This window comes from Enterobacter sp. V87_3 (assembly GCF_029967835.1).
Lineage (GTDB): Bacteria > Pseudomonadota > Gammaproteobacteria > Enterobacterales > Enterobacteriaceae > Enterobacter > Enterobacter cancerogenus.
Map to the genome: position 1 here is coordinate 443,305 of NZ_JASCAM010000010.1, position 14,237 is coordinate 457,541.

Here is a 14,237-nt window from a genome sequence, read left to right on the forward strand (position 1 = left end):
CCGGCACATTCGTTACTCAACAAACAGGGAATCAACCACATTGATCCAGCCATGCTCGCTGGCGACCGGTTTGCCGTTCAGCCAGCGTCGCAGCATGTTGAGCGCCATCATGGCACACACCTCCTGACGCACCGCCTGGCTGTGGCGGGTAATACTCATTTTTACCTGCAGCGCATGGGTTCCTTCCGGCGTCGCGAGGGCAAAATTAAGGTGCTCGCCCTCCACGCCGCCGACGGCCAATGCCAGCCCGGCGAAATGCTTAACCCTGCGCTCCGACGCCCAGCGCGCGGTCTGCGCCAGCGTTTCCTGCTGGTACGGTACCACTTCACTGGCCAGAAGCGGCGCATCCGCCCGTGAAAGTTGCAGCGCCAGAAGCCCACCGGTGAACTGTTCGCTCAGCGTGACGCTCAGCTGGCGAGCCTTCAGGGTGCGGGCAATCTGCGCAGGCAGCCCTTCCGTTCCCTCAAAGATCAGGCTCTCTCCCGCTACGCGCTGTACCTCAGGCCACAGCGCCAGCATGGCCTCCTTTTGCGTCGCCGGGCCGGTCAGCTTCAGCTCGATAATCGGCATAGAAGAGCGGTAGCCCATCGAGACGCCCGGCGGCAGCGGCAGGCTGTCGAGGCTCTGGGCAAGGTCGCTTTCAGAGCGGCCAAAGGTGGTCAGTCGCAGACACAGCGGCGGCTCAGGCAGGGTGAAACGCGCGCGCAGGCGCGGCAGGATTTGCTGCTCGACCATCACTTTAAATTCAGACGGCACGCCCGGCGTGAAGAACATCAGGCAGCGGTTAAGCTTAACGGCAAAGCCACAGGCGGTGCCGACGGGGTTATCCACCAGCTCGGCGCTGGCGGGGATTTCGGCCTGCTTACGGTTGCTGGGGGCCATGACGCGACCGCGCTCGGAGAAAAAGCGTTCCATCTGCGCCAGCCACGCTTCGTGGAGGACCAGCCCTTCGCCTTTCGCCGTGGCGGCGGCCAGCGCGCTAAGATCGTCGCCGGTTGGGCCAAGGCCGCCGTTCACAATCAGCACGTCAGCGTGCTCGCTGCGTTCGCGCAGAATGTTCACCAGCGACTCAAGGTTGTCGCCTACCGTGTTGCGACGCGTTAACGGTAATCCCTGCTCAAAGAATAAATCGGCGAGCCAGGCCGCATTGGTATCGATGATTTGACCATGCAGCACTTCATCGCCGGTGGATAACATCTCCACGTTAATCATTGTGTTCTCCCGCTTTAATAGTCAAAACACTATAGCGCAATTGGGAGAGGGGGGAAGCGATAAACTGGCGCGGCAGGCCGCCGCGCCGGGGGGATTAGAAGCCTGCGCTCACGCCCACGTACGGGCCGTCGGCCAGCGCGTTGTCGCGGTTGCCGTCTTTACCGGCCAGGTTCAGATAGCGGTAACCTGCTTCGATGGTAACAGGACGCATGATGGTCCAGCGCGCACCGGCGTTAGCTTCCTGATAGCTGTCGATACCGCTGGAGAGCGAATCCGGAGAGTAGTAATACTCGCCGAACAGGCCGAAGCTGTCGCCAATTTTCCACTGCAGCCCGCCGCCAACGGCCGCCGCGTATCCTTCGTCACCGTCGTTCGGGTTGGTGTAGATACCTTTACCGCCCACGGTTGCCAGGAATGGCCCCAGCGGAACGTTAAGGCCAAGGCCGAGGCTTGCCGCATCGCCGTCGTCGTCGTTATGCGTCCAGCCGCCCGTCATCGCCAGGCCAGAGGTTTCCGTCCCCAGGCCAAAGCCCAGGTGGGTGTAATCCTGACCCGCTGAGCCGTTAAAGGAAATTGCGTTTGCCGCAACTGAAACAAACATCAGGCCTGCGCCCAAAAATGCCACTTTTTTCATTGTCATGTCCCGCACGTAATAATTAGAGATGTCCCAAAACCGCGAGATTTTAACCTGCGTGTCTTTGGGATCAAGCACTCTGCGTGCGTCAGGCAATTAGTTTGTAACGATTTGATAATTTCGGTATTTACACCATCAATAAAAAGCGCATTTTCACGCTCAGCCCGCCCAGATTTTCGCTGCGCGTTAGCTGAAGATGGCTACGGTGCAGGCGGGCAATATCATTGGCCAGCGCCAGGCCAATGCCGGACCCGGCGGCGTCGCCCACGTTATCCAGCCGGTGAAACGGCAGCAACGCCTGCGGGATGAGATCGTCGGCAATCCCCGGCCCGCTGTCCTCCACGCTCAGCTCAACCGCGCCGTTGTCCGTGCGCAGGTACACCGTCACGATCCCGTGCTCGGGCGTGTATTTGATCGCGTTCTCCAGCAGGTTGGCGCAAAGTTCGCCCAGCAGCACGTCATCGCCCTCAATCATCACCGGCTGCTGAACGCCGTCATAACCAAGATCGATAGCCTTACTGCGCGCCTGCGCCAGCCGGGAGAAACAGCAGTTTTGCACCACCTGCACCAGATCGACCGGGGCAAACTGCCGTTCCCCCTGCTCTTTTCGCTTCACCACCGAAAGCTGTAACAGCCGTTCGGTCAGCACGATGGTGTTATCCAGGGTGACGTTCATCGCCCGCAAGCTCTCCTGCCACAGCGCCGGATCGTTGCGCGTCAGGGCAACGGAAACCTGGGTTTTCAGCACCGCCAGCGGCGTTTTGAGCTGATGAGAGGCATCGGCATTGAAACGCGCCTGGCGCGACAGCACGCCGCGAAGCCGGTCGATGTAACGGTTAAACGCCACGATCAGCAGGCGCGTTTCAGACCAGGGCAACAGCTCCGGCAGCGGGGCCAGCAACCCGGGCTCACGACGGACCATCAGCGACGAGAGTTGACGCATCGGGCGCAGTACGCGGCGCAGCAGCCAGGCGGTTAAAACCAGCGTCAGCAGCACCAACAGCCCCTGAGACACGAGTGATGAGAACAGAAGCTGAGTCGCCAGATAGCGCCGGGACTGGAGGGTTTCGGCGACGTAGATCTCCGCCATCCCCACCACATTGTCTTCGTTTACAGGCTGGAGCAGCTTCGCCACGCGGATCGCCTGCCCGCGATACTCGGTATGGTAAAACCAGGCCAGCGCGGGATAGAGCCGGGTGCGCGACGTGGAGGGGGGCATTTTCGGCAGATCGTCATAGCCGGAGATCACCCGACCGTCGGGATCGACCACCTTGTAGTAAAGGCGATCGTTCATGTTCAGCTCGAAGCTGTCGAGCACCACCCAGGGAACGTTCACCTGGAGCTTACCGTTGTGTACCTCCAGCCGCTCCGACACCGTGCGCGCCGAGGATAACAGCGTGCGGTCATAGGCCTGCGTCGCCGCCTGTAGTGCGCTGACGTAGCTGTTGAAGGCTGACAACCCCCATAACAGCAGCAGCGGTAAACCCAGAAAGAGCAAAAGTTGCAGGTAAAGCGACTGCGGCTTAAGCCACTTCATCGCCGCACTCCAGCACGTAGCCCAGCCCTCTGAGCGTGGTGATCCGCACGCCGCTACCGGTCAGTTTCTTACGCAGGCGATGAACATAAAGGTCGATGCTCTCGGGACTGACGTCATCATTCAGGCTAAACACCTGGTCGAACAATTGCTGTCGGGAGACGGGGCGAGTCCGGCGGTGCATCAGCACCTTCAGTAAAGAGAGTTCGCGCGGCGTCAGGGAGAGGGGTTCATCGCGCAGCAGGAAAAAGCCTTCATCATCGTATTCAAGCTCCCCCAGACGCTGACGCTCCTGAGTCCGCCCTTCACTTCGACGCAGCAGCGCGCGCAGGCGCGCATCAAGCTCTTCCAGCTCGAACGGCTTCGGCAGATAGTCATCCGCCCCGGCATTCAGCCCTTTGACCCTGTCTGCCACGTTGCTGCGCGCGGTTAGAAACAGCACCGGCAGCGTCTGCCCGCGTTTTCTCAGACGATGGACCACCTCCAACCCGTCGAATCCGGGCATGCCGATATCAAGAATAGCGACAGCGTAGTTTTCCCCCTGCAGAAGGTGATCTGCCGCGCGTCCGTCGTTGACGCAGTCCACGGCAAAACCGTTCTGTACCAGCGCTTTCTCCAGCCAGTGAGCCAGCTCACGATTATCTTCCGCCAGTAAGAGACGCATATCACATCCTGTAAAGTTGGTGCCGCAGTGAAAGGGAAATGAAAGGTTATTGTTTTAACAATCACGCAACGGAACCGCTACAAGGTGGTTCACATAATCAGTAAAAAGACACCCGTACCCGTACTCCCGGTTCTCCGGCGTGAGGATAAACGATGAAAAAACAATTACTCTCTACCCTTGCTGCAAGCGTATTGATGTTGAGTGCTTCTGTTGTTCAGGCGCAGGACGCGCCCTCCCGCACCGAATGTATCGCCCCGGCCAAACCCGGCGGCGGCTTTGACCTGACCTGCAAGCTGATTCAGGTCAGCCTGCTGGAGACGAAGGCCATCGAAAAACCGATGCGCGTCACCTACATGCCCGGTGGCGTGGGGGCGGTGGCCTATAACGCGATTGTCGCGCAGCGCCCTGCCGAAGCGGGTACCGTGGTGGCCTTCTCCGGCGGCTCCCTGCTGAACCTGGCACAAGGAAAATTTGGCCGTTATGACGTGAATGACGTGCGCTGGCTCGCCACCGTGGGCACCGATTACGGCATGATTGCCGTACGCGCAGACTCCCCGTGGAAATCCCTGAACGATTTGCTGGCCGCCATGGAAAAAGACCCCAACAGCGTAGTGATTGGCGCGGGGGCGTCTATCGGCAGTCAGGACTGGATGAAAGCCGCTCTGCTGGCGCAGCAGGCGAAAGTCGATCCACACAAAATGCGCTACGTGGCGTTTGAAGGCGGCGGTGAGCCGGTGACGGCGCTGATGGGTAATCACGTCCAGGCGGTATCGGGCGATCTCAGCGAAATGGTGCCCTACCTTAGCGGGGACAAAATTCGCGTGCTGGCGGTGTTCTCAGAAAACCGTCTGCCGGGCCAGCTGGCAAACGTCCCTACCGCCAAAGAACAGGGTTATAACCTGGTCTGGCCGATCATTCGCGGCTTCTTCGTCGGGCCGAAAGTGACCGACGCCGAGTACCAGTGGTGGGTGGAGACCTTCGCGAAGCTCCAGCAAACCGACGAGTTCAAAAAGCAGCGCGATCTGCGCGGGCTGTTTGAGTTCAATCTGAACGGCAAGCCGCTGGACGAATACGTTAAAAAACAGGTGAATGACTACCGCGAGCAGGCGAAAGCCTTTGGTCTGGCGAAATAACCGGAGGCGCTATGAGCGATCGTATTTTTGCCGGAATTTGGCTGCTGCTCTGCATTGGCGGGATGTTCGTCGCCTGGCAGATCCACAGCGAATACAGCTATGAACCCGTGGGGCCGCGCCCCTTTCCCGTGGGCATTGTCGGCCTGATGCTGCTCTGCTCGGTGGCCCTGCTGCTGCGCCACCCGGACACCATAGAGTGGCCGCCACGCCGTACCCTGCAACGGCTGCTGGTCATGGTGATTGTCCTGCTGATGTATGCCTGGGGCTTTGAATGGCTCGGCTTCCCGATTGCCACCGCCATTCTGACAATGGTGATTGGCATGCTGTTTAACGCCTCGCTGCCTGCGGCGGGGATCTCCGGGGTCGTACTGGGCATTTTACTCTGGTACGCCTTCGACCGCCTGCTGGACGTGACGCTGCCCCTCGGCGCATGGTTTAACTAACGGAGCACGCTATGGATACCTGGATCTATCTCTCTCAGGGGTTCGCGGTAGCGATGACCCCGGAAAACCTGGTGATCGCCCTGATCGGCTGTTTCGTCGGGACCATCGTCGGCCTGCTGCCCGGCCTTGGCCCCATCAACGGCGTGGCGATTCTGTTACCGCTGGCCTTTGCCCTGCATTTGCCCGCGGAGTCGGCGCTGATCCTGCTGGCGACGGTCTATATCGGCTGTGAGTACGGCGGGCGCATTTCGTCGATACTGCTTAACGTGCCCGGCGATGCCGCCGCCATTATGACCGCGCTGGATGGCTACCCGATGGCGCAACAGGGACGCGGCGGCGTGGCGCTCTCGATTTCTGCCGTCAGTTCGTTCTTTGGCTCCCTGATCGCCATTGGCGGCATCATTCTCTTTGCACCAGCGCTGGCCGAGTGGTCGCTGGCGTTTGGTCCGGCCGAATATTTTGCACTGATGGTGTTTGCCATCGCCTGCCTTGGCAGCATGATGGCGCAAAATCCACTGAAGTCGTTTTTGTCTGCGCTGATTGGCTTAGGGTTAGCCACCGTCGGCGTGGATGCCAACACCGGGGTTTATCGCTTTACCTTCGACAGCGTTCACCTGTCTGACGGCGTGCAGTTTATCGTCGTTGTGATTGGGCTGTTCTCTGTATCGGAAATCTTACTGATGCTGGAACATACCAGCAGCGGGCAGACGCTGGTCCGTAAGACCGGACGTATGCTCTTTAATGCCAAAGAGGGGGCGCAGTGTGTGGGTGCCACCTTACGTTCGTCGGTGATCGGCTTTTTCGTCGGCGTTCTGCCCGGCGCAGGGGCCACCATCGCCAGCGCCATCACCTACATGACCGAGAAAAAGCTGAGCGGTAACAGCGACAGCTTTGGCAAAGGCGATATCCGTGGCGTGGCCGCGCCAGAGGCGGCGAATAACGCCTCGGCCTGCGGCTCGTTTATCCCGATGCTGACCCTCGGCGTACCCGGCTCCGGCACCACGGCGGTGATGATGGGCGCGCTGACGCTCTACAACATCACACCGGGTCCGGCAATGTTTACCGAACAGCCGGATATCGTCTGGGGTCTGATTGCCGCCCTGCTGATCGCCAACGTGATGCTGCTGGTGATGAACATCCCGCTGATCGGCCTGTTCACGCGAATGCTGACCATTCCCCTGTGGTTCCTGGTTCCTGCTATCGCCGCCGTCTCTGCGGTTGGGGTGTATGCGGTGCACAGCACAACCTTTGATCTGGTCCTGATGGTGCTGCTTGGGGTGCTGGGCTACATCTTGCGCAAGATGCACTTCCCGATGTCGCCGCTGATCCTGGGGTTTGTATTAGGTGAAATGCTGGAGCAGAACCTGCGCCGCGCCCTCTCCATCAGCAACGGCAACATGGCCATTCTGTGGGAGAGTAGCGTGACGAAAGTCCTGCTGGCGCTGGCGATTATGGTAATTGTCGTGCCACCGGTGCTGCGCTGGATTCGTCGCCGCCAGCACAAACCGCAGCCGGATATCGGCTGATTACCCTCTTAGCAGGGCATTGACCCACTGTTTTAACGCCTGGCGGGAGATCTTTATCCCGCCATTTTTTAGCTCTGGCGGCAACGCCAGCCAGTGGACCGGCTGCTCAAAGCGCGCCAGCTTACCCTGAACCCACTCCGGTAATTCCGTGATGTCCGTGCCCGGCTCACATTCCACCACCGCGACCGGGCGCTGCCCGAACTCAGCGTCGTCCAGCGGGACGATAAACACCTGGTTTACCTGCGGATGGGTAACGATCACGCGCTCCAGCGATTCCGGCTGGATCCCCTCTCCCCCACTGAAAAAGAGATTGTCCATGCGGCCCAGAATAGTCAGGCGACCGTTGTGCCACTCACCGCGATCGCGGGTGGCAAACCAGCCCTGGTCGTTGACCAGCGGTAAGAGTGCGCCGTCTCGCCAGTAGCCCGCCGCCATGCTTTGCGCCCTGATCCAGACTTCACCGTTCACCACCTGTACGTCTCTGCCCGGCAGCGCGCTGCCCACATCCGGCGCGCCGTCCGCCTCTTTGGCGCAGACGGTGGAGGCGAACTCGGTCAGTCCGTAGCCGCAGAAGGTCCGAATACCCTGCTCACGCGCGCGCGCAGTCAGTTCAACGGGGATTTCCGCCCCGCCAAGCAGCACGGCTTTCAGTGCGATGCGGCACTCACCATTAAGCAGTCGCCACAGCTGTGTTGGCACCAGCGAGGCGTGGGTGCAGCCCTGTAGCGCCTGCTCCAGCGGCTGTTTCTCACGCACCGTAAGACGCGCCCCGGCCTGAAGCCAGCGCCACAAAATCCCCTGACCGGAGACGTGAAACAGCGGCAGGGAGAGCAGCCAGTCGTCGTCATCGCTGTAAGGCATCAGCGACAACACGCCTGCCGCGCTGGCAAGATGCGCCGCACAGGTGTGTACCGCCGCCTTGGGTAAGCCCGTAGAGCCGGAAGTGAGCGTCATCGACGCCAGACGCTCCGGCTGCCACGGGGCGGCATGCTCACCGGGTTGGTCATCCAGCGCGAGCCGCGAAAGCCCGTCAAACGTGCCGTCAAGCAGCAGCGCAAAGCGCAGCGTCATCTGTGGGAGCAGGACGTCAAGCAGAGGGCGCGGAAGCTGAGGATTGACAGGAAGAATACGCGCGCCGCACTGCAACAGTGCCAGCCACGCCAGCAGCGTTTGAGGATGGTTATGGGCGAGCAGCATCACGCCGTCGCCCTCACTCAGCCCCTGACGGTGGAAACCTGTCGCCAGCCTGTCCACCCGCTCGCACAGCTGCTGCCAGCTCAGCGCGTCGTCGTTTAACCGCAGCGCGGGTTTATCCGCACGCTGCGCGCGCCAGTGTCGCCACGGCCAGTCAGTAAACATCATAACAACGGCTCCAGCGCCTCGACCCCGAGGCACGGCAGGGCACTGTCCGGCCACGTGCGGATCAGCTGCGCCTGCATCAGGTTCAGCGTGTCGAGACCCGGGAGGGTGTCGGGCGTTAACCACGCGGCGAGGCGCGCCAGCTGGGTCAGCCCGAGGCTGGATTCAATGGATGAACTGATCACCGCCGTCAGCCCTAAGGCATGGGCCGCCGCGACCTGCTCGCGCACTTTCTCCAGGCTGCCGGTGAACGTGGGTTTGATCACCACCGCGCTCACGCCAGGCTCGGCGATGAACGCAAAATCCGCCTCGCGCAGGCTTTCATCCCACGCAATCGCAATGCCCGTTTCACGGGCAAAGGCGCGGGAGTCATCGCGGGTTTTGCAGGGCTCTTCAAGGAAGGCGATACGGTTGCGGTATGCGGGATTAACATACTTCGCAAACTGCTGAGCCTTGAGCGGCGTCCAGGCGCGGTTGGCGTCCAGACGCAGATGCAAATCGGGGATCGCTTCAAGCAGCAGGTTAGCCACCATTCCGTCGCGCACCGCTTCGTACAGCCCGACCTTGATTTTCGCCACTTTTTCGCCCGGCATGGCGGAGAGCAGTGCAAACAGCTCGTCCGGATCGCCGGTGCAGAGCGGCGCAGCGCGATAGTTCGCCGCGTTGGGCAAGCGCCCCTCAAGCTCGGCCAGCGCGCAGCTGACACCGAAGGCAGCGGAGGGGATGTCCGGCAGTGCCGGTTCGGCCCCCTCGCGCCACTCGCGCGCCCAGGCAAGCACTGCAGCCTGCGCCTCCTCCAGCGACTCCTGGCTAAAGCCCGGAAGGGGCGAAACCTCGCCCCACCCTTCGCGCTCACCCTGCCGGAGATGCACGAACAGCCCGTCACGGGTTTTTAACCGCCGTTCACGCAGCACCACGCCCGCGTCCATGGGTATCTGCCAGCGGTAAACCTGCGCGCGACGCATTACGGGTTCCGTTTGTATTTGCTGAAGTCTGGCTGACGTTTTTCATTGAACGCGTTGCGCCCTTCCTGACCCTCTTCGGTCATGTAGAACAGCATGGTGGCGTTACCCGCCAGCTCCTGCAGACCCGCCTGGCCGTCGCAGTCGGCATTGAGTGCCGCCTTCAGGCAGCGCAGCGCCATTGGGCTGTTTTGCAGCATTTCGCGACACCAGCGGACGGTCTCTTTTTCGAGATCGGCGACAGGTACCACGGTATTCACCAGGCCCATGTCCAGCGCTTCCTGAGCGTTATACTGACGGCACAGGAACCAGATTTCGCGCGCTTTTTTCTGACCCACAATGCGAGCCATGTAGGACGCGCCCCAGCCGCCGTCGAACGAGCCGACTTTCGGGCCGGTCTGGCCGAAGATGGCGTTTTCAGCGGCAATGGTCAGGTCGCACATCATGTGCAGCACGTGGCCGCCGCCGATGGAGTAGCCCGCGACCATGGCAACAACCGGTTTTGGACAGGTGCGGATCTGGCGCTGGAAATCGAGCACGTTCAGGTGGTGCGTACCGGCATCATCCTGGTATCCGCCGTAATCGCCACGCACTTTCTGGTCACCGCCGGAGCAGAAGGCTTTGTCGCCTTCACCGGTCAGGACAATGACGCCGATATTGTCGTCATAGCGTGCATCCGCCAGCGCCTGAATCATCTCTTTTACGGTCAGCGGGCGAAACGCGTTGCGCACCTGCGGGCGGTTGATGGTGATTTTGGCAATCCCATCAGCCGATTTGTGATAACGAATGTCGGTATAGCCTTCGGAGCAGTCTTGCCATTCAACCGGTGCGTAGAGCATGTTTTCATCAGGATAGATCATAGTGTGTCCTTTGTTGGAAGACGCAGAATCTGCGCCAGAGTCGCAGCCACCGCAGCGGGATTTTCCCGATGGGCGTTGTGTCCGGCATGAGGGATAGCATGGCGAACGGCGTTCAGTTCGGCGGCGATGCCACCAAATTTTTCATCACGTTCACCATAGAGATAGTAAAAAGGCACGGGGTTTGCCGCGAGCGCAGAACGGAGGTCGGGCTGTACGGCGAGCGAGGTCGCCTCGAGCATATCCGCCAGAGCCGCGCCGCTGTTCTGGCTGCGCAGGGTTATCAGCTCGCTGCGCTGCGCCTGCGTGAGTGAGGCGAACACCGGCTGTTGATACCAGTCGGCGAAAACCGTGCCGAGCGGTTCCGTGCGCAGACGCTTCGCCCAGCGGCGATCGGAATCCAACCGGGCGTCGCGCGCGTGCGCATCCTGCAGCCCCGGATGGCCCCCTTCGACCACAACGCCACGCAGCCCTGTTGGCTGCTGGCAGGCGTGAAACATCGCAATGCGGCCGCCGAGGGAGTACCCCACCAGCCAGTAAGAGAGTATGTTGTAACTAATTAGCGTTGTGGTCAGCAACTGGCTGACCTCATCAAAGCCCGAAACGGAGATACCGGTAGAGCCGCCGTGCCCCGGCAGGTCAAGGTACAGCTGCGGGTAGTCGCCGAGCTGCTCCCCAACCGCCCGCCACTCGCGGGCATCGCCGGAAAAACCGTGCAAAAAGACCAGCCAGGGGTAACCTGGTTTCCCGGCCCTTTGCTCGCCCGCGAGGATCACAGCTGGCTCACCTGCGCCAGCAGATTTTGCAGCCGCTGGGCGCCGTCAGAGTCGTTAACCACCAGCTCAATCAGCGTAGCGCCAGGCTGACGCCAGGCCGTGCTCAACGCCGCGTCCAGATCGGCCCAGCTTTCCGGGCGATGGTACGTGAGGCTGAACATCGCTGCCGCATGCTCGAACTGCACGTTCTGCGGCATCAGGTAGAAACGCTCGCGCTCGCTCTGCGGAGTGGGCAGCAGAGAGAAAATTTGTCCGCCGTTGTTATTCACCACAATCAGCACAAACGGCGCGGAAGCCTGACGCAGCAGCGCCAGCGCGTTAAGGTCGTACAGGGCGGAAAGATCGCCAACAATCGCAAGCGTGGATTTCGCACTGGCGCGCTGCACGCCTGCCGCGGTGGAGATCAGCCCGTCAATTCCGCTGGCCCCCCGGTTACTGTACACCGGGTAGCCGGCAGGCAGCTGAGATAAGGCGTCAATCAGACGCACCACCAGGCTGTTGCCGACAAACAGCTGCCCCTGCTCCGGCAGATACTGACGGATCCGGTGCGCCAGCTCCGCCTCGCCAAACCCTTCGCATTGCGCCAGGGTAAGTTCCCACGCCTGGCGGGCAAGGTCCGGGATTGCCGTTGCCCAGGGTTTGCGTTTTTCAGCAGGATGCTGCTCAAGCCAGGCGTCAATCTCGCAGACCAGACGGCGACCACGATGGTGCGCCGGGTCGAGCCTCCCTTCCAGCGGGTCCACCAGCCAGTACTCTTCCGGCTTGCAGGTCGCCTGCCACTGCAGGAGCCGTTTACCGGTCAGGCTGGAGCCAATCTGCACCACGATATCCGCCTGCGCCAGTTCGGTCACCGCTTTGGCGTTCCCCAGCCAGAGATCGGCACAGGGCAGCGGCTGGCCAGTCTGGGAAAGCACGTCGCCAATCAGTGGCCAGCCGAGCGTCTTCGCCCAGTCGGCGACCAGTTTGCCCTCGGCGGCGCTCATGCGCCCGGCAACCACCACGCCGCGCTTCTGCCGCCAGAAAAACCAGTCACGCTGTCTGGCGCTTTCGAGATGCGTGTGTTCACGCAGCCAGGGTTTTTCGCTTTCCCACCACTCGCCAAGCTGCTGCTGCCAGACCCGACCCGTTTCGTTCATTTCGCCATACAGCGGCTCGGCAAACGGGCAGTTGATGTGTAATGCGCCGCTGCGCAGCGATCCCATTGCATGGTCTATGGTCGAGACCAGCCAGGCTGCCGGAATATCCTGCGTCGGGCGCGGTAAAGACAGGGTCTCTGACGGATGGGTCGCAAAGATATTCGGCTGACGAATCGCCTGATTTGCACCGCAGTCAATAAGCTCAGGAGGACGGTCGGCGGTGAGCAGGATCAGCTTTTCGCCCGTCAGCCCGGCCTCAATAATCGCCGGGTAGAGGTTCGCCACCGCCGTACCGGAGGTCACAATCACCGCGACAGGCGCTTTGCTGACTTTCGCCAGGCCCAGCGCCAGATGTCCCAGACCGCGTTCATCAAAATGGGTATGGTGAATAAAGGCCCGGTTCTCTGCTGCCGCAAGGGTCAGCGGAGTGGAACGAGAGCCTGGTGCAATGCACACATGCCTGACGCCATGGCGGGTCAGGGCTTCAAGGATCACCGTCGCCCAGCGTCGGTTGAAAGAACTTACTGACATGAGATTGTCCGGTATCAATAATGCGACACAGTATAAATAATAGAGAAAGTTGTAATTTTGATATGAATCGGGATTGCGAGAATCAGTATTAATCCCTTAGGAGCAGAGATCGCAGTCCGGCAGCTTTATTTTCAATCTCCTGCCACTCCTGCTCCGGGTCCGACCCGCTGACAATACCCGCACCGGCGTACAGGCGCAGGGTGTCATCGTGGATCCGCGCCGAGCGTAGCGCCACACAGAACTCGCTGCGTTCGGGCGATAAAAAGCCCGCTGACCCGGCATACCACTCCCTGTCGAAGGGTTCGTTATTATCGATAAACTCACGCGCCGGCTGGCGCGGCAGGCCGGCGACTGCCGCCGTCGGCTGTAGCACATGCAGACACCGTTCGTCGTCCGCCTGTTTCAGCTCGGTCCATATGCATCGACGCAAATGCTGGACTTTACGCAAGCGAACCACCTGCGCGGGCAGAACCTCGAGCGTCCGGGTATGATGCTGTAACCGCTGGCAGATATCTTCGACCACCAGCATATTTTCGCGCTGGTTTTTGTCATCATTCAATAACCATTCACCCAGGCGTTGCGCCTGGCGGTCGTCAGGATGGCCTGCGACCGTTCCCGCCAGCGCTTCGGTACGCAGCAGCGCGCCGCGCCGCCGCCATAACCGCTCCGGCGTGGAGCCGATAAAGGCGTTGTGGGCATCAAACACCATGCAAAAATGGTAGCAACGTAAGTTCACCGCCCGGCTCGCTGCCATCAACGCGACGGCGGAAAACGCCCGGTTAAACTGCAAATCGGTAGCCCGCGCGAGCACAACTTTTTCGAAATCGCCCTGGGCAATGGCATCGGTGGCCTGTTGCACCAGACGTAACCACTCGGGCTTTTGCGGGTGGTGGGTTTCATGCAGAACCTGAACCGACAGCGGAGAGATTGGTCTGGCCTCACGCAGGGCAGCTAAAAACGCCAGCGCGGTACGGGCATCGTCCTGAAGCGAGGTTTCACTCCACAGCTGCAGGCGCAGGGTAGCAACCCCGGCATGTCGTCGCCAGAGCAGGCGCGGTAAAAATAACGATCCTTGCTCAGGATTGAAGGCGTTAAGGCCGCAGATCCGGGTATCGGCCTGCTGAGGATGGTTGTGCAAAAACTGTGAGGCAGATGCCAGAGAGGGGAAGTGGATGACGGCACCGAGCGCGGAAAGCTCCTCGTCGCCGTTTCGCTGCTGCCAGTAAAATTGCGGATAGCACACCTGCACGCCCAGCCAGGCGAGAGGATCAAAGGCATCGTTTAACGGGAAAGAGACGTCAAAATGACGTAAACCGGGTGTAGCGGGTAACGCTTGCGCAAGCTGGCTGCGCAGGCGCTCCATCGCGATGGACATCGAATGCACGCGAACCTCTCCCTGCTAAAACCTCACATTATACGGGGTACTGGCGATAAAGTGCAGTACCCACGTATAGGGAGTGGTTACACGCG

Annotated in this window: 13 protein-coding genes; 3 read left to right on the top strand and 10 right to left on the bottom strand. The window is 60.7% G+C overall.

The features are described 5' to 3' along the window. Nucleotides 1-12: 12 nt before the first annotated feature. The 4 genes from QLG21_RS02720 to tctD form a co-directional block, all read right to left on the bottom strand. A complete protein-coding gene (locus QLG21_RS02720; RefSeq protein WP_282483847.1) occupies nt 13-1,212 on the bottom strand; it encodes a nicotinamide mononucleotide deamidase-related protein YfaY in 1,200 nt (399 codons plus the stop codon). A 94-nt stretch (nt 1,213-1,306) separates the two neighbouring features. Continuing rightward, on the bottom strand, nt 1,307-1,846 hold the full coding sequence (locus QLG21_RS02725; RefSeq protein WP_042320303.1) for a YfaZ family outer membrane protein: 540 nt from the start codon (nt 1,844-1,846) through the stop codon (nt 1,307-1,309). Nucleotides 1,847-1,973: 127 nt separating this feature from the next. Then, nucleotides 1,974-3,383, bottom strand: a complete 1,410-nt coding sequence (locus QLG21_RS02730; protein WP_137272303.1) for a sensor histidine kinase — start codon at nt 3,381-3,383, stop codon at nt 1,974-1,976. Beyond that, nucleotides 3,370-4,044 carry a transcriptional regulator TctD gene (gene tctD, locus QLG21_RS02735; protein ID WP_101737233.1) on the bottom strand — a complete coding sequence of 225 codons (675 nt, stop codon included), beginning with the start codon at nt 4,042-4,044 and terminating at the stop codon, nt 3,370-3,372. The genes QLG21_RS02730 and tctD overlap by 14 nt, the downstream gene beginning before the upstream one ends. A gap of 152 nt (nt 4,045-4,196) precedes the next feature. Between tctD and QLG21_RS02740 the strand changes: the two genes are divergently transcribed. Genes QLG21_RS02740 through QLG21_RS02750 form a run of 3 tightly spaced genes read left to right on the top strand, consistent with a single transcriptional unit; the run spans nt 4,197 to nt 7,146 of the window. Next, complete coding sequence (locus tag QLG21_RS02740) at nt 4,197-5,177, top strand: tripartite tricarboxylate transporter substrate binding protein (RefSeq protein ID WP_220710414.1); 981 nt, start codon at nt 4,197-4,199, stop codon at nt 5,175-5,177. Between the two features lie 11 nt (nt 5,178-5,188). Beyond that, a complete protein-coding gene (locus tag QLG21_RS02745) occupies nt 5,189-5,620 on the top strand; it encodes a tripartite tricarboxylate transporter TctB family protein (protein WP_282483848.1) in 432 nt (143 codons plus the stop codon). A gap of 11 nt (nt 5,621-5,631) precedes the next feature. Further along, on the top strand, nt 5,632-7,146 hold the full coding sequence (locus QLG21_RS02750) for a tripartite tricarboxylate transporter permease (protein WP_137849422.1): 1,515 nt from the start codon (nt 5,632-5,634) through the stop codon (nt 7,144-7,146). On the opposite strand, the gene menE is transcribed toward QLG21_RS02750, so the two are convergent. From menE to menF, 6 genes are all read right to left on the bottom strand, one after another. Beyond that, entirely contained in the window at nt 7,147-8,508 is a 1,362-nt protein-coding gene (gene menE, locus QLG21_RS02755) for an o-succinylbenzoate--CoA ligase (RefSeq protein WP_282483849.1), read from the bottom strand. Continuing rightward, nucleotides 8,505-9,470 carry an o-succinylbenzoate synthase gene (gene menC, locus QLG21_RS02760; protein WP_282483850.1) on the bottom strand — a complete coding sequence of 322 codons (966 nt, stop codon included), beginning with the start codon at nt 9,468-9,470 and terminating at the stop codon, nt 8,505-8,507. The genes menE and menC overlap by 4 nt, the downstream gene beginning before the upstream one ends. Beyond that, nucleotides 9,470-10,327 carry a 1,4-dihydroxy-2-naphthoyl-CoA synthase gene (menB, locus tag QLG21_RS02765; RefSeq protein WP_006176492.1) on the bottom strand — a complete coding sequence of 286 codons (858 nt, stop codon included), beginning with the start codon at nt 10,325-10,327 and terminating at the stop codon, nt 9,470-9,472. Before menB ends, menC begins: the two co-directional genes overlap by 1 nt. After that, entirely contained in the window at nt 10,324-11,100 is a 777-nt protein-coding gene (menH, locus tag QLG21_RS02770) for a 2-succinyl-6-hydroxy-2,4-cyclohexadiene-1-carboxylate synthase (RefSeq protein WP_137849425.1), read from the bottom strand. The genes menB and menH overlap by 4 nt, the downstream gene beginning before the upstream one ends. Continuing rightward, nucleotides 11,097-12,767: a 2-succinyl-5-enolpyruvyl-6-hydroxy-3-cyclohexene-1-carboxylic-acid synthase gene (gene menD / locus QLG21_RS02775; protein ID WP_282483851.1), complete on the bottom strand. Its 1,671-nt coding sequence runs from the start codon at nt 12,765-12,767 to the stop codon at nt 11,097-11,099. The genes menH and menD overlap by 4 nt, the downstream gene beginning before the upstream one ends. An 88-nt stretch (nt 12,768-12,855) precedes the next feature. Then, nucleotides 12,856-14,151, bottom strand: coding sequence for an isochorismate synthase MenF (menF, locus tag QLG21_RS02780; protein WP_282483852.1), 1,296 nt, complete (start codon nt 14,149-14,151; stop codon nt 12,856-12,858). Between the last annotated feature and the right edge of the window lie 86 nt (nt 14,152-14,237).